We start from the raw sequence: 19,947 nt of genomic DNA, 5'->3' as shown, positions 1-19,947 counted from the left end.
GGCTCTCGCGCCGCGGGGGCCCGGGGTGACGACCCGCAGGTGGGAGCCGTGGACCGTCGCCCCGCAGGGGGCGGCGGCCCGCCCCCGCCCCGCACCGGACTTCGCTACCGTCAGCAGGCCGTCCGGTCCGGACACGGAACCGGCTACGTACGACGAATGGGGAGATCGACGTGGTGAGTCTCAGCAAGGGTCAGACCGTCTCGCTGGAGAAGCGGGGCGGCGGCACCCTGACCCGCGTCCGCATGGGCCTGGGCTGGGATGCGATCAAGAAGAAGGGCATGTTCGGCAAGCTCAAGGACCAGTCCGTGGACCTCGACGCCTCGGCCCTGCTCTTCGACGCCGGCGGGCGGCTGGTCGACCAGGCCTGGTTCCAGCAGCTCCGCAGCAAGGACGGCTCCGTGCAGCACACCGGTGACAACCGGACCGGCGCCGGCGAGGGCGACGACGAGTCGATCGTCGTGGACCTGCAGTCGGTGCCCAGCAGCATCACGCAGATCGTCTTCGTCGTGAACTCCTTCACCGGCGAGAACTTCAGCCAGATCGAGAACGCCTTCTGCCGGCTGGTCGACACCACGGCGAACGACACCGAGCTGGCCCGCTACGAGCTCACCGGCTCGGGCACGCACAACAGCCAGGTGATGGCGAAGGTCTCGCGCGCCGGCAGCGGCTGGAGCATGACCGCCATCGGCGCCATCGCGAACGGCCGGACGTTCCAGGACCTGATGCCGGCCGTCAGCCAGCACCTCTGAGCCGACCGGCGGGAACGGTGCCCGCCGGTCAGAGCGTTCGACTTCGAGACAGACATCCGGGCGACCAGCCCGCAGGAACTGGAGGAACAGTGAGCGTCAGCCTCAGCAAGGGCGGCAACGTCTCCCTCACCAAGCAGGCCGGCTCCGCCGGTCTGTCCGCCGTCACCGTCGGTCTGGGCTGGGACGTCCGCACCACGACCGGCACCGAGTTCGACCTGGACGCCTCGGCGCTCCTGGTCAAGGCCGACGGCAAGGTGCTGTCCGACCAGCACTTCATCTTCTACGGCAACCTCAAGAGCCCCGAGAACGCCGTCGAGCACACCGGCGACAACCTCACCGGCGAGGGTGCGGGCGACGACGAGCAGATCTCGGTCACCCTCGGCAACGTCCCCGCGGAGGTCGACAAGATCGTCTTCCCGGTGAGCATCTACGAGGCCGACCAGCGGAACCAGAACTTCGGCCAGGTGCGCAACGCCTTCATCCGCGTGGTGAACCAGGCCAACACCGAGGAGCTGGCCCGCTACGACCTCTCCGAGGACGCCTCCACCGAGACCGCCATGGTCTTCGGCGAGCTCTACCGCAACGGCGCCGAGTGGAAGTTCCGCGCCGTCGGCCAGGGCTACGCCTCCGGCCTCAAGGGCATCGCGCAGGACTTCGGCGTCAACGTCGGCTGATCCGCCTGCGGCACCACCTCGACCGCGCCGTCGTCCGCTTCTCCCGGGGACGACGGCGCGGTCGCGTCGGTGGAGCCCGCGCCGCTGCGAGACAGCGCGGAACCGCGCCAACTACTCTGCGACTGACCGATCCGCAGGAGCCGAGGAGGAACGCACGTGGGCGTCAGTCTGACCAAGGGCGGCAACGTCTCGCTGACCAAGCAGGCGCCGAGCATGACGGCGGCCCTGATCGGCCTCGGCTGGGACGTGCGCTCGACCAGCGGCGCCGACTTCGACCTCGACGCGTCCGCCCTCATGCTGGGCGCCGACGGCAAGATCCTCTCGGACTCGCACTTCGTCTTCTTCAACAACCTGACCAGCCCCGACGGCTCCGTCGAGCACACCGGCGACAACCTGACCGGTGAGGGCGAGGGCGACGACGAGGTCGTCAAGGTGGACCTGCAGGCCGTGCCCGCCGAGGTGGACAAGATCGTCTTCCCGGTGAGCATCTACGAGGCCGACCAGCGGAACCAGAACTTCGGTCAGGTGCGGAACGCCTTCATCCGCGTCGTCGACCAGGCCGGTGGGGCGGAGATCGCCCGCTACGACCTGTCCGAGGACGCCTCCACCGAGACCGCCATGGTCTTCGGCGAGCTCTACCGCAACAACGGCGAGTGGAAGTTCCGTGCCGTCGGCCAGGGGTACGCCTCCGGTCTGCGCGGCATCGCCCAGGACTTCGGCGTCAACGTCAGCTGATCGGCCGGGGCAGCCAGTCCCCGGCATCTCGCGCACCCCTGGCAGCCGTCCGGCTGCCCATGACTCAAGGAATCACGTGTTTCTGCGAACGTTCGGGTGGTCCATCGGGGTCACCATCGCCAGCCTCGTCGTGGCGTTCATCTACGGCAGCTGGGAAGCCCTGGCGCTCTGCGCGATCCTCGGCGTCCTCGAAGTCTCCCTCTCGTTCGACAACGCCGTCGTGAACGCCAAGGTGCTCGAGCGGATGAGCGACTTCTGGCAGAAGATCTTCCTGACCATCGGCATCCTCATCGCCGTCTTCGGCATGCGCCTGGTCTTCCCGCTGCTGATCGTCGGCATCACCGCCAACCTCGGGCCGGTCGAGGCGCTCCAGCTGGCGATGGAGAAGGGCGACCCGGAGGAGCCGGGTACCTACGGCTACCTGCTCAACGAGGCGCACCCGCTGATCGCCTCCTTCGGTGGCCTCTTCCTGCTGATGCTCTTCCTCGACTGGCTGTTCGAGGAGCGCGACATCACCTGGCTGACCTGGATCGAGCGCCCGCTGGCCCGCATCGGCAAGCTCGACGCCCTGTCGGTGATCATCTCGCTGGTGCTGCTGGTCCTCGCCGCCGAGTTCCTGGTGGAGGGGGAGGAGCGCGAGTCGGTGCTCCTCTCCGGTGTCCTCGGTCTGGTCACCTACCTCGCCGTGAACGGGCTCGGGTCGCTCTTCGAGAACGCCCAGATCGACGAGGAGGACAGCGAGTCGACCGCCGGGGTCGTGCACGGCGAGCAGGGCAAGGCCGACGACGTCGCCACTGCCAACGCCGCGGCGCCGGCGCGCACCGGTGGACCCACGACCCTCGCGCGGGCCACCGGCAAGGCCGGGTTCTTCCTCTTCCTGTACCTCGAGGTCCTGGACGCGTCGTTCAGCTTCGACGGCGTGATCGGCGCCTTCGCCATCACCTCGGACCCGATCATCATCGCGCTGGGCCTGGGCCTGATCGGGGCGATGTTCGTCCGGTCGATCACCGTCTACCTGGTCCGCCAGGGCACGCTGAACGAGTACGTGTACCTGGAGCACGGTGCGCACTGGGCCATCGGCGCCCTGGCGGCCATCCTGCTGCTCAGCCTGCAGTGGCACATCCCGGAGCTGATCACGGGCCTGATCGGTGTCGCCTTCATCGGTGTGGCCTTCGCCGGCTCGCTGCGGCGGCTGAAGAAGGACCCGCCGGAGGCGCACGCGATCCACGTCGGCGCCGACGAGCACCAGAAGGTCTGACGCACCACGACGGCCGGTTCCCCGCCACGGGGGCCGGCCGTCGTCGTTCCCGGCGTCGGGCGGGGAACGGCATCCGAGCGACGAAGGGACGCAGGGAATGCCGATCGACTACACGAAGCGACCGCCGGCCGGCGGCGGCGCTCCGACCGGGGCGGGCGGGGGCGTGGACCTGGGCAAGGTCACGCTGACGAAGAGCGCGCCGAGCGTCTCGCTGACCAAGCGCGGCGCCGCCGGCGGCGAGCTGCGGGTCAACCTCAACTGGAACGCGCGGCCCGCGGCTCCGGCCGGCGGAGGCTTCCTCAAGCGGATGGCCGCGGCGGCCCAGGGCGGCATCGACCTCGACCTCGGCTGCCTGTACGAGTTCACCGACGGGTCCAAGGGCGTGGTGCAGGCTCTCGGCAACGCGTTCGCCTCCCGCCACCCGGCCGGTCCGCCGATCATCACCCTCGACGGCGACGACCGGTCGGGCACCAACACCGCGGCGAGAACCTGCGCATCGACCTCTCCCGGGTCGCCGAGATCCGCCGCGTCCTGGTCTTCGCGTTCATCTACCAGGGCGTGCCGAACTGGGCCGCCGCGGACGGCGTCGTCACCATGCACCCGGCGAGCGGAGCGCCGATCGAGGTCCGCCTGGACGAGTCCGACCCGCGTGCCCCGATGTGCGCGATCGCGCTCCTGACGAACACCGGGAACGACCTGACGGTCAACCGCGAGGTGCGCTACGTGCACGGCGGCCAGGACCTGCTCGACCGCGAGTACGGCTGGGGTATGGAGTGGGGCCGGGGGCGCAAGTAGCCCCCGGCCACCGGCTGCTCCCGCCGCTCAGCGCTGCGGGAGCAGCCCCCGCTCGCGCGCCCGGGTGAGCCACCCGGGGTACTCGGTCATGAGCAGGTCGAACAGCTCGTCGTCGCTGAGCTGCATCGGGTCGTCGACGCTGAAGAAGTCGGCGTTGTCGATGAACCGGCCGCTCATGTCGTCCAGCTCCTCGAGGAAGCGGAACTCCCGGGAGGTGCCGGGCGCAGGGCCCCCGCCGCCGCCGAAGAACCCGCGCCGGCGGCCGCCGCCCCCGCCCAGGCCCAGCGACCGGGACGACTTCCCGATCGCCATGAACTGCCAGAACAGCGGCTCGTAGCTCGAGGACCGCACCTGCTCGCGGGTCACGTCCTCGTCGAAGGTGGCGCCGTCGGTGACGAACATGACGTACACCGGGACGCGGTCCTGGTGCGGGCTGGTGCGGCGCTCGTCGGAGCCGAAGTAGTGGCGGCGGATGAGCCGCATGGCCGAGCCGTAGTAGGTGCTGCCCTCGAGCGGGTGCAGCCGGAGCAGGTCGCCGGTGTACTGCCGGACGTTGCCCAGGTTCATCGAGTCCGCCTGGTGGCCGTTGGTCCCGAACAGGAAGACGTCGACCTCGCCGTCGTCGTCGAACCGCAGGCCCAGGGCCAGGATGCGCTCGGCGAGCTGCTGGATCTTGCCGGACCGGTAGAGGTTGGCCATCGACCCGCTGATGTCCAGGCACAGCGCGACCCGGGCCGTGTGCTCGCCCAGGCCCTTCTTCTCCAGGCTGACCGCGGCCTTCTTCACCAGGTCGACCAGCTGGGGCGCCTCGGCGGCGGCCCGCTTCTCCAGCGAGATCTGCTTCTGCTTCTTCAGCGAGACGGCGGGGGTCGCCGGCTGCGGGGGAGCCGCCGGGGGAGCGGCCGCGGCGGGCTCCTCGGCCACGTCGATGCCGAAGTCGGTGGCCAGCCCGCCGAGGCCCGAGGCGTAGCCCTGACCGACGGCGCGGAACTTCCACTGGCCGTTGCGACGGTAGAGCTCGCCGAAGACGAAGGCCGTCTCGGTGGTGGCGTCGGAGATGTCGAACCGCGCGATCTCCGCGCCGTCGGCCGCGTCGGTCAGGCGCAGGTGCAGGCCGGGGATCTGGCCGAAGGTGCCGTCACCGACGCTGGCCGCGACGGCGACCTTCTCGATGGCCGCGGGCAGGTCGGTCAGGTCCACCTCGACCGAGTCCTGCCCGGAGGCGGCCCCCGACGCCCCGGTGTGCCGCACGCTGCCCTCGGCGCTGCGGGGCTGGTTGTAGAAGACGAAGTCGGCGTCGGACCGCACCTTGCCGCGGTCGGTCAGGAGCAGCGCCGAGGCGTCCACCTCGACGGTCGAGGACCAGCCGAGCGTGGCGCGGACCCGCGCTGCGGTCACCGGGAGGTTGGCGCCCTTGGACATCGTCGTCATGCCGGGCATCCTGCCAGCGCCGCGGACCTCAGGAGCGGGCCTGCTCGCCGGCACCCAGCACGGCCTCGTGCCAGGCGGCGACGATCTCGGCGGCCGCCGCGTGACCGGCGGAGGCGGTGAGGGTCACGCGCGGCCAGGGCGGCGGCCCGGACCGGGAGATCTCGCTGCCCGCCGGCACCCAGCCGCGGTCGGCCAGCTCGAGCATCTCGGCGTCCAGCCAGGTGTCGCCGGCGGCCAGGAGGGCGGGGACGTCGCCCGCCTCCGCGGCCAGCCGGTCCCGGACGTGGGCGATGGCGTGCGCCTTGTGCAGCGCGTCGGGCAGCGCGTAGACCTTCGTGCCCTGGTGGGCCACCCGCCAGGAGCGGGGGAGCATCTGGGCGGTGAGCCGCTCGACCTCCTCGGGGCCGAAGCGGGCAGGGTCGACGATCCCGTAGCAGAACATGTCCTCGGCGGTGTGGGCCCGCAGCACGACGCCGGCCTCCACCAGCCCGTCGAGGACAACCCGCACCTCGGCGACCGGCGCGCACCGGGCCAGCCGGGCCGCGGTGTCCCGGGACCAGGCCTCGTCGACGCGGCCGTGCTCCAGCACCACGCCACCCGATGCCGCGATGCTGAACCGCGGGGTGAACGGGAGGTCGATGCGCTGCAGCTGACGCACGGTGCGGGTCGTCGTCGGCACCACCGTGACGGCTGCCGGGAACCGGGCGAGCTCGGCCAGCCCGTCCCGCACGACGTCGGCCATCTCGCTGATGACCCGCCCCTCGTGCACCTCGACGACCGAGCGGGGCAGCCCTCCGCCGAGCAGCTCGGTGGCCCGCGGGCTGAAGATCAGCGTGCGGTCGAGATCGGTGCTCACCAGCACGGGGCCGCTCACGAGTCCGCTCCGGCGAGCGGCTGCACGAGCCCGACGCAGCTGTAGGGCATGTCCGGGTGGTCGACGACCGGCACGCCGCGGGCCTCGGCGAGCAGCAGCACGTGCCGGAGGGCGTCCCGCCGGTCGGGGCGCACGAGCACCTGCCACGGCAGCCGGCGCAGCAGCACGCGGGTCGTCTCGCCGACGCTGGGCTTCACCAGGTGCCAGCTCGGCAGCCCGAACTCGGCCTGCAGCCGCCGGACGACGTCGAGGCCGAGGAAGGTCGGTGCCCGGTCGGCGGCGTACTCGGCCCGCCACCGCGCCTGCACGGCCGGGGTGACCTCGTCGAACCGCCGGCTGACGGTGTCCAGGAAGTGCGCGGAGCGGTCCTCGTCGGCGAGCTCGCGGTAGACCTTCGCGCCGTGGAACATGCCCGGCCCGATCAGCTCGTCGTTGAGCACCGTGCGGCTGACCAGCCCGCAGACGGTCGCGTTCAGGCAGGCCGAGGGCACGAGCACGTCCTCCCGGGTGCCGTAGAGGGTGGCGCAGTGGCCGGGATCGGCCACGACGGCGAGGTCGCGCGGCAGCCGCGGTCCGCCGTCGGCCTCGTAGGCGTCGAGCGCGGAGTGCAGCTCGGTGACGATGGCGCCCTTGCCCGTCCACCCGTCGACGAAGACGACGTCCTCCGGGTCGTGCCGGGCCACGACGGCGTCCAGCGCGACGGTGTCGATGCCCCGCCCGCGGACGATGCTCACCGAGTAGTGCGGCAGGGCCACGCCGTGCGCTCGCTGCGCCCAGCGGCGCATGAGGATGCCGACGGGCGTCCCGGCGCGGGCGAGGGAGACCAGCACCGGTCGGCCGCCGCGGGCGGCGAGCGCCATCTCGGTGACGACGCCGACGTGCTCGGCGATCTCCGCGGCGGAGTCGGCGAGCACCGACTCGAAGAGCTCGAGGTAGGCCTGGTCCGGGCGGTACTCGACCGGCAGCATCTCGGCGTAGTTCCGGCCGGCCTGGATGCGGGCCTCGCGCTCGGCGAGGTCGAGCTCCAGCCGCACGGAGGAGAGATCGGTCAGCAGGAACGTGACCTCGGCCGGGTCGTAGCTGCTGCGCAGGCCCTCGAGGTGTGCGGCGGTCACGCCGCCCCCGCCGCGCGGACCCGGACGAGGTGGACCGAGCGCCGGGCGCTGGCCGCCAGCAGGCCGAGCAGCACGTCGGTGTGCCCGCCCTCCGGTGCGTCGGAGACGAGCACGACGTCGTCGAACCCGGGCGCGTTCCCCGGATCGGGCCGGCCGCTGGGCGCGACGTTGTACGCGAAGGCGGTGCGCCCCGGGTCCTCCGTGGCGGGGAACCGGAGGACGGTGCGCAGCGGGTAGCCAGGGACGTCGACCACGGCGGCCGGGCTCCGGGTGGTGGTCGACGTGCGCACCTCGCCGCCGAGGGCCGCGGCCAGCCGCTGGGGGAGGTACATGAACTCCTCGTCGCCGAGGACGAGGGTGCGTGCGTCCCGGTGGACGGGCAGCGACCCGGCGGCGGCACCGACCGCGTCGGAGAGCAGCCGCTCGCAGCCGGCGTCCCAGCCGTGCGCGGCGAGGGTCGGGAGCCCGGCGGGCAGGACCAGCGTCCGCCGCGTGACGGGGACGGGCGCGCCACCCGGGGCGGGCGGGTCGGGCAGCCGGTCGAGCAGTGCCGCCGCCCGCTCGAGGACGTCGTGGGGGGTGCGCACGGTCCCCGTCAGGAGCGCGACGGAGGCGACCGACGCGCCCATGTCCGCGGCGACCCGGTCGAGCTCCCGGTGCTGCTCCTCGCTCCGCGAGTCCAGCAGGCTGGCGACGACGTAGCGGCTGCGCGGTCGGACGGCGTGCAGGGCGCGGATGGCGTTGATCGCCGTCCGGCCGGTGCTGATCTCGTCGTCCACCAGGACCAGCGGGACGTCGGCGTGCAGGGCGGCGTCGGCGAGCCCGCCCGGCAGGAGCGCGAGGCCCTGCTGGGTGGCGTGGCTGTGCTCCTCGCGGAACTCGACGAGCTGGGCGCCGCGCGGCGCGGGTCGTCGGGTCGTGTGCAGGTAGGGGGCCTGGTGCCCGTCCGCGCCGGCGACGGCGGCGACCGCGTGCCCGAGGGCGGTGGCGGTCTCGGCGAAGCCGACGACGACCGGCGTACGGCCCGCACAGGCGTCGCGGACCAGGTCGCCCAGCAGGTGGCCGGTCCCCAGCACCTCGGCCACGGGTGCGGGCACGTGCTTGCCGAGGAGCCGGGAGACCAGGAGCTGCGCCCGCAGCGGGTTGCGGCGCAGGCCGAGCTCGACGCCGTCCAGGACCGCGGCCCCCGCCTCCCGGCTGCCCGGGGGTGACCCGACGTCGAGCCCGATGCCGAGCTCCGCGGTGACCCAGCTCGTCGTCCCGCTCACGCCTGACCCTCGTCGACGTGCAGCAGGTCGACGAACGTGCGGTCCTCCCGGAGCGCGCCGAACACCTCGGCGCGGCGCATCGTGCGGGCCGCCCAGCGGGCGTGCGGCCGGCTCTCGATCATGCGGGTGGCCCGGGCGTTCCCGGAGACCCCGCCGCCGGTCATGCCGAGCGTCGTCCGCGCGTCCTCCAGCTCGTCGGAGGTGACGACGGAGAGGGCGTGCACCGGCCGGACGTGCGAGGGGTGGATGACCGTCTTGCCGACGATCCCGGTCGCCTGGTCCAGCACGACCTCCCGGATGAGCCCGTCGAGGTCGTGCCGGATCAGGTCGTACCGCAGCTCGGGTGCCCCGGGGAGGTCCGGTCGCCCGAACGGGGTCTGGCGCAGCTGCGGCTTGAAGAGGCGCTCGGTGCCGGTGAAGTGCTCCCAGACGGCGCCGGTCACGGTGAAGCGGTCGTCCCGGGCGAAGACGTTGACGATGTCGGCCAGCGCCTCGCGCACCAGGGCGAGGTCCCAGATCGTGAGGTCGGGCCCGCGGCGGAGCCCGTACAGGCCGCACAGGTCGGTGGCGCCGATGCGCACGGCCAGCACGGCGTCCTCGGCGGCGGACAGCAGCTCGCGGATGCGGAGCAGCTCCGGCAGCCGGGTCTCGGCGAACAGCACCTCGCCGGTCTCCAGGACCGGCATGGCGTACAGCGGCAGGGACGTCTGCGCCCGCGCCTCGGTCAGCGCCGCCAGGTAGTCCTCCGCCACCGCGGAGGTGAACTTCGGGAAGACGAAGCCGGTGAGCGCGGCGGCGGCCGGTCCGAGCTCACCGACGAGGGTCCGCACCTGGTCGGGACGGCGGACGCGGACGAAGAGCTGGGGGGTCTCCCGGCCGCTCTCGTGCAGGGTGCGCAGCTGGGCGACGACGTTGCGCTCGCCGTCGGAGACGTCGTCGTCGGGGATCGCGTCCTCGAGGCACAGCACGGCGGAGGCGACGCCCTCCTGGACCAGCTGCCCGATCCGGGCCGCGTAGTCCTGGCGGGTGCCCGGTGTGTAGAGGGTCGCGCCCAGGGCGACGGCGAGGGTCCGCCGGTCGGTCCGCGCGTCGAACGAACCCGGGGCCTGCTGGAAGAGCGAGTCCCGCTGCTCCGGTGTCAGGAACCCGAAATGACGCACTCGTCCTCCCCTCGGTCCGGCACGCGTTCGGTCGCCGGTGCGGCACGGCGGCCGGATCCTCCGCCGCCTGGTGCCCGCACGGAGACTACGGGCGGGGGCCGGCGGGCCGATCCGGGTCGCCGGCGTGCAGGTTCCCTCCGACGGCCGGGAGGCCGGCAGCGTCGAGGCCCGGCACCGACCGGGTGACGACGCCCCGGGCGGCCGTGACACCCGCCGTATCCTGCCCGCGAAGGGTTCGAATCGTGACCGCCGCGTGTTAGACAGACGGCTGCGGGCCGGGATGCTCCCGGACTGCAACCGACTGCCCGGCGCGGTCTCCCGCCTCCCCGGCGGGCCGGTCCGCACCCGGTCGGCACCGACGCGTCTTCGAGGAGTGACCTCCATGTCCGAGCTGGACCTCGGCTCCACCTCCGCCCCGTCCGCCGCGGCGACCGGTGCGGCCCCCACGGCGGGTGCCCTGGTCCTGGCCCCGCCGCAGCCGGTCGTCGTCGTGGCCACCGAGCAGGCGGCCGACGCGGTGCCGATCGAGGACGCCAAGCAGGCCGAGCTCCGGGCGAAGGCGACCGCCTTCGTCAGCGACCTCGTGTCGCTGGACACCAAGTCGCCGGCCTTCTCGGAGAAGGTCGGCTCCATCACGACGCTGGGCGACCGCGAGATGCGGGCCTCGGCCGCCGTCTCCAACCGCATGCTCGACCGCCCCGCCGCGGCGATGGGCAAGGGCAAGCTCGACGCCCAGACGAAGGTGTCCAACACGCTGGTCGACCTCCGCCAGACGGTCACCGAGCTGGACCCGAACCGGGCCGACCTGACCGGCGTCAAGCGCGTGCTCAAGTGGCTGCCCGGTGGGGACAAGATCGACCGCTACTTCGCCAAGTACCAGTCGGCCCAGTCGCACCTGAACTCCATCATCAAGGCGCTGGACTCCGGTCAGGACGAGCTGCGCAAGGACAACGCGGCCATCGAGACCGAGAAGGCCAACATGTGGTCGATGATGGGCAAGCTGCGGGAGTACAACGAGCTCGCCGCGGCCCTCGACTCCGCGCTGGAGAACAAGGTCGCCGAGCTCGAGGCCGCCGGGCGCACCGAGGACGCGAACACCGTCCGCTCCGACGCGCTGTTCCCCGTCCGCCAGCGGCGGCAGGACATCATGACCCAGATGGCGGTCGCGGTTCAGGGCTACATGGCCCTCGACCTGATCCGCCGCAACAACCTCGAGCTGATCCGGGGCGTGGACCGCGCGCAGACGACCACGATCGCGGCCCTGCGGACCGCGGTGATGGTCTCCCAGGCGCTCAGCCGGCAGAAGCTGGTCCTCGACCAGATCACCGCGCTGAACACCGTGACCTCGAACCTCATCGAGTCGACGTCCGAGCAGCTGCGGATCCAGGGCACGGCGATCAACCAGCAGGCGGCCTCCTCGACCGTCGACGTCGCCAAGCTGCAGGCGGCCTTCGACAACGTGTTCGCGACGATGGACGCCGTCGACACCTTCCGCGCGCAGGCGATCGATTCGATGGCCCAGACCGTCCAGGCGCTCGAGGGGCAGATCCAGCGGGCCAAGCCCTACCTCGAGCGCACCCGTCAGAACGAGATCGCCGGCAACTGAGGCGGAGCCGCCCGGGGCACCGGGCGGTCCGCAGCGTCGGAACGGAAGGGGTGGGAACGGCGTGGCGTGGTTCCGGTGGTCCCAGCCCGCGGCCCCCTCGCCGACGGCCCCCGTCGCCGACCCGGGCGACAGCCCGGAGGCGCTGCGGGCGGCGATCGGCTCGGTCAACCGCATGATCAACGCCTCCGCCGGCCGCCTGCCGCTCCGGGCGGTCGTCGCCGCCCGCCGCATCACCGACGTGCTGGCCGAGATCGTCGACACCTCGGCGATCCGGCCGCTGGACGTGTACGCCACGATCTCGGTCCGCGGCGCGGTGGGCGACTACCTGCCGACCACGCTGCGCACCTACCTGGCCGTCGACGAGGACCTCGTCGACGTGCCGCGGCCGTCGGGGTCCACCCCGGCCCAGTCGCTGCTGGAACAGCTCGACGCGCTGGAGGGCTCGGCCGTGGCGGTCCTGCAGGCGACCCAGGCGCAGGACGTCGACGCCCTGATGACCCAGGGCAGCTTCCTGCGCACCAAGTTCTCCGGATCGGATCTCGACCTCTGATGGCTGACCGCTGATGCCCCTCATGAGCCGCGGGGCCAACGTGCCCCTCACCCGGGAGATCCCCGGGCTCAGGCAGGTCGTGGTCGGGGTGACCTGGAACGGGAACGCCGAGCCGGTGCTGCAGGACAACCTGGTCCTGGCCGCGGTCCTCTGCGACAGCGCGAGCAAGGCGCTCTCCGCCGAGCACTTCGTCTTCGTCAACCAGCTCACCTCGCCCGACCTGTCCGTGCACCGGCTGGAGCACGCCCTCGCCGGGGACCAGGAGCAGGTGGAGATCGACCTGCCCGACGTGCCGCCCGAGGTGTCCCGGGTGGCCTTCGTGCTGTTCGTCAACGAGGGGACGGCGGCCCGCCGCACCCTGGGCCAGCTGCGGCAGCTGAGCGTGTGCGTGCGCGACGGGGCCGACAACCGCGAGCTGGTGCGGTCGGAGAACCTGGCGCCGGCCCTGTCCACGGAGACCGCGCTGGTCCTGGGCGAGGTGTACCGCCACCGCTCCGACTGGAAGTTCAAGGTCGTGGGGGAGGGCTACGCCAGCGGCATCGCCGGCGTCGCCTCGGACTACGGCCTGCCGCTGTGAGCGGTCGCGACCCCGCCACCGCACCCCGACGCACCGACCTGGGCTGGCTCCGGCACCGCAGCCTGCGGCCCGCGCCCGGGTCGTCGGCCGCGCGCCGGACCACCGCGCCCGCACCTCCGGCTCCCGCTCCCGCTCCGGCCCCGAGCCCCGCGCCGGTCCGGCCGCCGAGCGCCGACCTCGACCTGTCGGCCCCGGCCCCGGCGCCCTCCCCGCCCGCGCCGTCCTCGAGCCTGGACCTGTCGGCGCCCTCGGCTCCGGCACCCACGCCGTCGCCGAGCCTGGACCTGTCGGCGCCGTCCGAGCCGGTGCCACCCGCGTCGTCGGGGCCCGCTGGCCTGCTCGACCTGTTCCCCGAGGCGCCGGCCGCGGCGCCGCCCGCCCCGGCGGCCGGCCGGCGGCGTGCGCAGCAGCCGGCGCGGCCGGTGCCCCGGCTGGCTGCCGGCGGTCGGGTCATCCTCACGCCCCAGGACCCGACGGTGACCCTGAACCGGCTGCAGAGCGGGATCGGCGCCCTGACCGTGGAGGCGGTCTGCTCGCCGGCGGTCGGCGACGTCAGCCTCGGCGCGCTGTACGAGCTGACCGACGGCACGTCCTCGATCGTCGAGCGGCTCCGCGGGCTGGCCGCCGGCCCGCCCGGTTCGCCGACCCCGGTGCTGCGCGCCGACCGCGAGGAGTTCGAGCAGCTGGTCGTCGACCTGCACCAGTCGCGCGACCTGCGCAGGGTGCTGGTCTACGCGACCTCCGAGTCGGGCCGCGAGCTGGACTGGGGCGGCACCCTCATCACCCGGACCTTCGGCGGCGCTCGCCTGGAGCTGCCCCTGGACCTCGGGGTGCACCGCGGTCCGGTGGCGCTGCTGTCGGTGTACGTCATCGACGGGGAGTTCGTGCTGCGCGCGGAGACGGAGAAGATCGCCGGTGCCGTCCGCGACGTCGCCCGCGCGTACGGGTACGAGCGGATCACCTGGGCCGACGACCGGACCCCCGTCGTCTGACCCGGGCGCCCGAGGTCCGGACCGGGCCGCCCGCCGGGCCGGATAGCGTCCTGGGCATGCGGCCGACCGATCTCGCGCTCCTGCGCGTCCCCGGAACGGCGACGGTCTCGCCGGACGGGCGCATCGCCGTCGTCGCCGTGAGCAGGCCCGACCTCGAGGCCGACGAGTACCGCAGCCAGCTGTGGGCGGTGCCGACCGACGCCTCCGGCCCGGCCCGGCCCGTCACCTCCGGCCGGCGCGACACCGACCCCGCCTACTCGCCGGACGGCCGCTGGCTGGCCTACCTGGGCGCGGAGCCCGGCGGGAAGCCCCAGGTCCTGCTGCTGCCCGCCGCCGGCGGCGCACCGCGCCGGCTCACCGACCACCCGCTCGGCGCCGGAGCGCCGGTGTGGTCGCCGGACTCCCGCCGGCTGGCCTACGTCGCCCGGGTCCCCGAGCACGGCCGCTACGGCACGGTCGACGGCGTGGAGGCGGCGGCCGAGCCCCCGCGGCTGATCACCACCCTGCAGTACCGGCGGGACGGCGTCGGCTTCACCGGCGACCGCCCGAGCCAGGTGTTCGTCCTCGACCTGCCGCCCGACTTCGCCGACGGCACGGCGCCGCTGCCCGAGCCCGTGCAGGTCACCACCGGAACCCCCGACTGCGAGGACGTCACCTGGCGCCCCGACGGCGGGGAGCTGGCGTTCGTCTCGGCCCGGCACGAGCGGGCCGACCGCGACCTGGTGCGCGACGTGCACGCCGTCGCCCCGGACGGCAGCGGTCTGCGGCAGGTGACCGACGGCCGGGGGAGCTGCTCGCGCCCGGCGTACACGGCCGACGGGGCATCGATCGTCGTGACGGCCGTGCCCGACCTCGGCCCCGAGGGCCTGGACTTCGTGGCCCGCCAGGCCGTGCCCTGCCGGGTACCCGCCGACGGCGGACGGCCCGAACCGCTGCTGGACGCCGAGGAGCACCAGCGGGGCGACGAGAGCCCCACCACGGTGCTGGCCGGCGACGCCGTGCTGGTGGGCGTCGAGCGCCGCGGAGCGGTGGAGCTGCTGCGGGTGCCGCTGACCGGTGGGGAGCCCGAGACGCTGGTCGACGGGCCCTTCGTCGTGCGGGGGATCGCGGGGGCGGGCGACGTCGTCGTCGCCACCGTGGCGCACGACCGGTCGGCGGGCGAGCTGCTGGCCCTCACCCCGGCCGGCCGGCGGTTGCTGACCGGGTTCGGGCGGGACCTGGGAGCGACCGGCCGGCTGCACCGCCCGAGCGAGCGGACCGCCACGGCGCCGGACGGCTACCCGGTCCACGGCTGGGTCACCACGCCGCCGGGCCCGGGCCCCCACCCGGTGCTGCTCACCGTGCACGGCGGCCCGTTCCGGCAGTACGAGCGGGGCCTGTTCGACGAGACCCAGGTGTACGTCTCCGCCGGGTACGCCGTGGTGCAGTGCAACCCGCGCGGGTCCTCCGGCTACGGCGCGGCGCACGGCCGGGCCGTCCGGCACGGGTGGGGCGGCCTCGACGCCGACGACGTGCTGGCCTTCCTCGACGCGGCTCTCGCCGACGCCGCGCTGGACGCCGGCCGCGTCGGGATCATGGGCGGCTCGTACGGGGGCTACCTCGCCGCGCTGCTGCTCGGCCGCACCGACCGCTTCGCCGGGGCGGTCGTGGAGCGCGCGCTGACCGATCCGGTGAGCTTCGTGGGGTCCTCCGACATCGGGTGGTACTTCACCGACCAGTACCTGGGCACGGAGCCCGAGCGGGTCGCGGGGCAGAGCCCGATGGTCACCGCCGCCGCGATCACGACGCCGACCCTCGTCGTCCACTCCGAGGAGGACTGGCGGACGCCGCTGGAGCAGGGGCAGCGGCTGTACGTGGAGCTGCGCCGGCGCGGCGTCCCCGCCGAGCTGCTGGTGTTCCCCGGCGAGGGGCACGAGCTGTCCCGGTCGGGCCGTCCCCGCCACCGGCTGGCCCGGTTCGAGCACGTGCTCCGCTGGTGGGCGCGGTGGCTGACGACGGCGGCGAACCCGGTCGACAGCGTGTCGCAAGATCGTGACGCAGAGTAAGAATTCATGACTCACCGCGAGATCGTCCACGCGGCGTGTTGCAGGTCACACCTAAATACCCAGGTCGCGAGGCCGTTGACAGCTCGCTACCCGATGTGCTGCCTCTGAGTAACCGTGATCTTTCGCTTTGCAACCGTGCGCGCCACGGGTCAGGGTCGGCTCGCCGACAACGACGTCGGCCCGGCGGGAGGTTCCGATCGCCGGGAAGCTGACGAAAGGGATCTAGCGTGAGCGAACGACGGACCGCCTCCCCACGACGGACGGCGGCTCGGGCCATCGCCCTCGGCAGCAGCGGAGTGCTGCTGGCACTGGCACTGCCCACCACCGCGGCCACCGCCGCACCGGGCAACGCCTGCGACAACCGGACGAACAACAGCTACGACAAGCTGCTCGGCTGCGTGACGCTCGAGGGCGTCGTCGAGCACATGGAGGCGTTCCAGCGGATCGCCGACGAGAGCACCGACCCGGTGTACCCGGGCTCGCGGGCCGCGGGCACCGAGGGGTACGCGGCCAGCGTCGAGTACGTCGCCGGTCTGCTGGAGGGCGCCGGCTACACGGTCACCCTGGACCCGGTGCCCGTCGAGTTCTTCTACCCCTCGACGCTGGCCCAGCTCACCCCGACGCCCGCCGAGCACCCCATGGCGATCGCCACCGGCACCGGCTACGGCGCCGTCGAGGGGCGGGTCATCCCGGTGGACCTGAACCTGGCGGACGACCGCGTCAACAGCAGCGGCTGCCAGGCGGCCGACTTCGCCGGCCTCGGCTTCGACGGGCCCGCTGACATCGCGCTCGTCCAGCGCGGCAGCTGCACCTTCCAGGACAAGGCGACCAATGCCGAGGCCGCCGGCGCCGAGGCCGTCGTGATCATGAACCAGGGCGACACGATCGGCGCCGGTGACCGGCAGGGCGTGGTCAGCCCGACGCTCGGCCAGTACGAGGCCCGCGGCCCGGTCGTCGGCACGAGCTTCGACGCGGGCAAGGCGCTGGCCGTGGCCGGTTCCACCGCGCTCATCGACGTGAAGGAGCCCGAGCAGCGCACCGACTACAACGTGATCGCCGAGCTGCCGGGCGAGAACGTGGACAACGTGGTCATGGCCGGCGCCCACCTCGACAGCGTGACGGAGGGTCCGGGCATCAACGACAACGGCTCGGGCTCGGCGGCCCTGCTGGAGACGGCGCTGCTGATGGCCAAGTCCAAGACGCCGAACACGCTGCGGTTCGGGTGGTGGGCGGCCGAGGAGGAGGGGCTGGTCGGTTCGACCGACTACGTCACGGGCCTCGCGCCCGAGGAGCGCGAGCGGATCGCCCTCTACATGAACTACGACATGGTGGGCTCGCCGAACTACTACCTGGGCGTGTACGACGCGAACGAGTCGACCTTCCCCGCCCCGGTGGTCGTGCCGGAGGGCTCCGAGGCGATCGAGGCCGTCTACGAGGGCTACTACACCAAGGTGGGCCAGCCGTACGACGACAGCGAGTACTCCGGGCGCAGCGACTACCAGGCGTTCATCGAGAACGGCATCCCGTCCGGTGGGCTCTTCACCGGTGCCGAGGTGCGGAAGACGCCGGAGCAGCAGGAGATCTGGGGCGGCACGGCCGGGGAGCAGTTCGACCCCTGCTACCACGAGGCCTGCGACGACATCACCAACTACGACGCCGGTGCGCTCGAGGTGAACAGCGACCTCATCGCCTACGCGATGCTGCACTTCGGGTACTCCACCCAGGACGTGAACGGCGTCCCGGGCCAGGAGGTCCCGGGTCCGGCGTTCACGCTGCCGGCCCCGGCCGGCCCTGAGGGCACCTTCGCCGGCGGTGGCGGCGGCCTCTCGCACGACCACGTGCACGACCACGACCTGGAGCGCGAGAGCGCCTGACGGTCGGACCGGAAACGGCGGCGGGGTCGGTCTGCGGACCGGCCCCGCCGTCGCGTGCCCGGCCTACCAGCCGCGGGCGCGCCACTCGGGCACCGCGGGCCGCTCGGCGCCGATCGTGGTGTCCTTGCCGTGCCCCGGGTAGACCCACGCGTCGTCCGGCAGGGTGCCGAACAGCCGCTGCTCGACGTCGTCGATCAGGCTGGCGAACCGGTCGGCGTCCTGCTGGGTGTTGCCCACGCCGCCCGGGAAGAGGCTGTCGCCGGTGAACACGTGCACGCCCGCGTCGCCCTCGCCGCGCCAGACCAGCGCGATGCTGCCGGGCGTGTGGCCGCGCAGGTGCACGACCTCGAGCACCTGGTCGCCGACCGGGATCGTGTCGCCGTGCTCGACCGGCCGCTGCACCGGCACCGGGAGGTCGGCGGCGTCCGCGGGGTGCGCGACGGTGACCGCGCCGGTCGCCTCGACGACCTCGGGCAGCGCACGGTGGTGGTCCCAGTGCCCGTGCGTGGTGACGACGGTGCGCACGTCGACGTCGCCGATGAGCGCGAGGAGGGTCTCCGGCTCGGCCGCCGCGTCGACGAGCAGCGCCTCGCCGGTGGCGGTGCAGCGGAGCAGGTAGGCGTTGTTCGCCATCTCGCTGACCGCCACCTTGCTGATGGTCAGGCCGGGCAGGTCGCGCACGTCGGCGGGGCCGCCGACCTCGACGTCGCCGGTGTAGGTGGAGGTGCTCATCCGGACTCCGTTCGGAAAGTGTCGGCGGTCGCCGTTACGGTCCAGGGGTGGACGCTAGCGGAGGTGTCGGGACTGCTCAGGACGACGACCGGACGGGGAACGCCACCCCGGGGGCGGCAGGGATCGTCGGCCTGTCCGCCACGGAGATCGCCGCGCGGGTGCACGCGGGTGAGCTGACCGCGGTCGAGGTCGTCCGCGCGCACCTCGACCACATCGAGGCGGTCGACGCACGGATCGGCGCCTTCCGGGTGGTCCGCCGCGAGGCGGCGCTCGCCGAGGCCGCGGCGGTCGACGCCAGCCCGGCCCGCTTCGCGCTGCCGCTCGCCGGGGTCCCGGTCGCGATCAAGGACAACGTCGCCGTCTCCGGGGAGACCTGCACCGACGGCTCGTCCGCCCGCTCCGCCGGTCCGGAGGGCAAGGACCACCCTGTCGTGAAGCGGCTGCGCAAGGCCGGCGCCGTCGTCGTCGGCATCACCCGCGTGCCCGAGCTGTGCCTCTACGCCGCCACCGACGCTCCCGGCACCGTGACCCGCAACCCGTGGGACACCGCGCTGTCGCCCGCGGGCAGCTCCGGCGGCAGCGCCGCGGCGGTCGCCTCCGGGTCGGTCCCGATCGCGCACGGGAACGACGGCATGGGGTCGCTGCGGCTGCCCGCCGCGGCCTGCGGGCTGGTCACGCTCAAGCCCGGCCGCGGCGTCGTGCCCGGTGGCATCGGCGCCGACGACTGGTCGGGCATGGCCGTGAACGGCGCCCTGGCCACCACCGTCGCGGACCTCGCCGCCGCCCACGCCGTGCTGGCGGGGGAGGAGTCGCCGTCCCCGGCGGACCCGGGCCGCCCGCTCCGGATCGCGGTGAGCAGCCGCTCGCCGGTTCCCGGGGTCGGTGCCGACGCCGCCACCCGGGCCACCCTCGACGCCGTCGTCGCGCAGCTGCGCGCGGCCGGGCACACCGTCGTCCGGCGGAACCCGCCGATCACCCCCGGCGCCGCGGCCGGCGCCCTGGCCCGCTGGATGGCGGGCGCCGAGGACGACGCCGAGTTCCTGGGCATCGACCGCGCCGCCCTGCAGCCGCGCAGCCGCACGCACGCCCGCGTCGGCCGGGTGGTCCGCCGGCTCGGCCTGGTGCGACCGCGCACCCAGGAGCGCTTCCGAGAGCGGATGACCGCGTTCTTCGACGACGTCGACCTGCTCCTCACCCCGGTCACGACCGGCCCGCCGCTGCCCGCTCGGCCCTGGCACGAGCGGGGCTTCCTCGCCAACATCGCGGCCAACGCCCGCTGGGCGCCGTGGACCGCTGCCTGGAACCTCGCCGGGCTTCCCGCGGCGGTGTTGCCCGCCGGCACGCGTCCGGACGGGCCGCCGGTGCCCGTCCAGTTCGTCGGGCCGCCCGGTGCCGAGGGGCGTCTACTCTGGATGGCCGGAGAGCTCGAGCGGCGTCTGCCGTGGCGCCGGTACGCCCCGACCTTCGACCCCACCACCGCCGCGACCGGCTGAGGGTCCGTCCGCGGGGCGA

Annotated in this window: 18 protein-coding genes; 12 read left to right on the top strand and 6 right to left on the bottom strand. The window is 73.6% G+C overall.

What is annotated here, in order from left to right; genetic code table 11:
- Positions 1-173: 173 nt before the first annotated feature.
- The 5 genes from DQ244_RS18805 to DQ244_RS19745 all read left to right on the top strand — a co-directional run bounded on the left by DQ244_RS18805 (position 174) and on the right by DQ244_RS19745 (position 4,211).
- Positions 174-749, top strand: a complete 576-nt coding sequence (locus DQ244_RS18805; RefSeq protein WP_233491728.1) for a TerD family protein — start codon at positions 174-176, stop codon at positions 747-749.
- A gap of 89 nt (positions 750-838) precedes the next feature.
- Positions 839-1,423, top strand: a complete 585-nt coding sequence (locus tag DQ244_RS18800; protein WP_113813033.1) for a TerD family protein — start codon at positions 839-841, stop codon at positions 1,421-1,423.
- 156 nt (positions 1,424-1,579) lie between these two features.
- Positions 1,580-2,158 (top strand): TerD family protein, encoded by a 579-nt coding sequence (locus DQ244_RS18795; protein WP_113813032.1) that lies wholly within the window; start codon positions 1,580-1,582, stop codon positions 2,156-2,158.
- A 76-nt stretch (positions 2,159-2,234) separates the two neighbouring features.
- Entirely contained in the window at positions 2,235-3,416 is a 1,182-nt protein-coding gene (locus DQ244_RS18790; RefSeq protein ID WP_113813031.1) for a DUF475 domain-containing protein, read from the top strand.
- Between the two features lie 558 nt (positions 3,417-3,974).
- Positions 3,975-4,211, top strand: coding sequence for a hypothetical protein (locus DQ244_RS19745; protein ID WP_199580483.1), 237 nt, complete (start codon positions 3,975-3,977; stop codon positions 4,209-4,211).
- A 27-nt stretch (positions 4,212-4,238) separates the two neighbouring features.
- Here DQ244_RS19745 and DQ244_RS18780 read toward each other — a convergent pair whose 3' ends face one another.
- Genes DQ244_RS18780 through DQ244_RS18760 form a run of 5 tightly spaced genes read right to left on the bottom strand, consistent with a single transcriptional unit; the run spans position 4,239 to position 10,059 of the window.
- Complete coding sequence (locus tag DQ244_RS18780) at positions 4,239-5,642, bottom strand: VWA domain-containing protein (protein ID WP_113813030.1); 1,404 nt, start codon at positions 5,640-5,642, stop codon at positions 4,239-4,241.
- Positions 5,643-5,670: 28 nt separating this feature from the next.
- A complete protein-coding gene (locus tag DQ244_RS18775; RefSeq protein ID WP_113813029.1) occupies positions 5,671-6,516 on the bottom strand; it encodes an HAD family hydrolase in 846 nt (281 codons plus the stop codon).
- Positions 6,513-7,631: a cysteine protease StiP family protein gene (locus DQ244_RS18770; RefSeq protein WP_113813028.1), complete on the bottom strand. Its 1,119-nt coding sequence runs from the start codon at positions 7,629-7,631 to the stop codon at positions 6,513-6,515. Before DQ244_RS18770 ends, DQ244_RS18775 begins: the two co-directional genes overlap by 4 nt.
- Positions 7,628-8,899 (bottom strand): phosphoribosyltransferase family protein, encoded by a 1,272-nt coding sequence (locus DQ244_RS18765; RefSeq protein ID WP_158544620.1) that lies wholly within the window; start codon positions 8,897-8,899, stop codon positions 7,628-7,630. Before DQ244_RS18765 ends, DQ244_RS18770 begins: the two co-directional genes overlap by 4 nt.
- Positions 8,896-10,059 (bottom strand): HpcH/HpaI aldolase/citrate lyase family protein, encoded by a 1,164-nt coding sequence (locus tag DQ244_RS18760; RefSeq protein WP_113813027.1) that lies wholly within the window; start codon positions 10,057-10,059, stop codon positions 8,896-8,898. Before DQ244_RS18760 ends, DQ244_RS18765 begins: the two co-directional genes overlap by 4 nt.
- Before the next feature lie 382 nt (positions 10,060-10,441).
- On the opposite strand from DQ244_RS18760, the gene DQ244_RS18755 reads away from it, so the two are divergent.
- The 6 genes from DQ244_RS18755 to DQ244_RS18730 all read left to right on the top strand — a co-directional run bounded on the left by DQ244_RS18755 (position 10,442) and on the right by DQ244_RS18730 (position 17,703).
- Entirely contained in the window at positions 10,442-11,665 is a 1,224-nt protein-coding gene (locus DQ244_RS18755) for a toxic anion resistance protein (protein ID WP_113813026.1), read from the top strand.
- Between the two features lie 61 nt (positions 11,666-11,726).
- Positions 11,727-12,215: a hypothetical protein gene (locus DQ244_RS18750; protein WP_113813025.1), complete on the top strand. Its 489-nt coding sequence runs from the start codon at positions 11,727-11,729 to the stop codon at positions 12,213-12,215.
- Between the two features lie 13 nt (positions 12,216-12,228).
- Positions 12,229-12,792: a TerD family protein gene (locus DQ244_RS18745; RefSeq protein ID WP_113813024.1), complete on the top strand. Its 564-nt coding sequence runs from the start codon at positions 12,229-12,231 to the stop codon at positions 12,790-12,792.
- The gene (locus tag DQ244_RS18740) at positions 12,789-13,784 is read left to right on the top strand and encodes a hypothetical protein (RefSeq protein ID WP_113813023.1); all 996 of its coding nucleotides are present in this window, start codon (positions 12,789-12,791) and stop codon (positions 13,782-13,784) included. The genes DQ244_RS18745 and DQ244_RS18740 overlap by 4 nt, the downstream gene beginning before the upstream one ends.
- A gap of 56 nt (positions 13,785-13,840) precedes the next feature.
- The gene (locus tag DQ244_RS18735) at positions 13,841-15,829 is read left to right on the top strand and encodes a S9 family peptidase (protein WP_113813022.1); all 1,989 of its coding nucleotides are present in this window, start codon (positions 13,841-13,843) and stop codon (positions 15,827-15,829) included.
- Between the two features lie 227 nt (positions 15,830-16,056).
- Positions 16,057-17,703, top strand: coding sequence for a M28 family peptidase (locus DQ244_RS18730; protein ID WP_199580482.1), 1,647 nt, complete (start codon positions 16,057-16,059; stop codon positions 17,701-17,703).
- A 63-nt stretch (positions 17,704-17,766) separates the two neighbouring features.
- Here the strand turns inward: DQ244_RS18730 and DQ244_RS18725 are convergent, their stop codons facing one another.
- Complete coding sequence (locus DQ244_RS18725; protein ID WP_113813021.1) at positions 17,767-18,435, bottom strand: MBL fold metallo-hydrolase; 669 nt, start codon at positions 18,433-18,435, stop codon at positions 17,767-17,769.
- A 47-nt stretch (positions 18,436-18,482) separates the two neighbouring features.
- Between DQ244_RS18725 and DQ244_RS18720 the strand changes: the two genes are divergently transcribed.
- On the top strand, positions 18,483-19,928 hold the full coding sequence (locus DQ244_RS18720) for an amidase (RefSeq protein WP_233491727.1): 1,446 nt from the start codon (positions 18,483-18,485) through the stop codon (positions 19,926-19,928).
- Positions 19,929-19,947 lie beyond the last annotated feature (19 nt).

It is taken from the genome of Blastococcus sp. TBT05-19 (assembly GCF_003319095.1).
GTDB lineage: Bacteria > Actinomycetota > Actinomycetes > Mycobacteriales > Geodermatophilaceae > Blastococcus.
The sequence above is the reverse complement of the archived record's forward strand: the minus strand, read 5'-3'. Positions and strand labels throughout refer to the sequence as shown.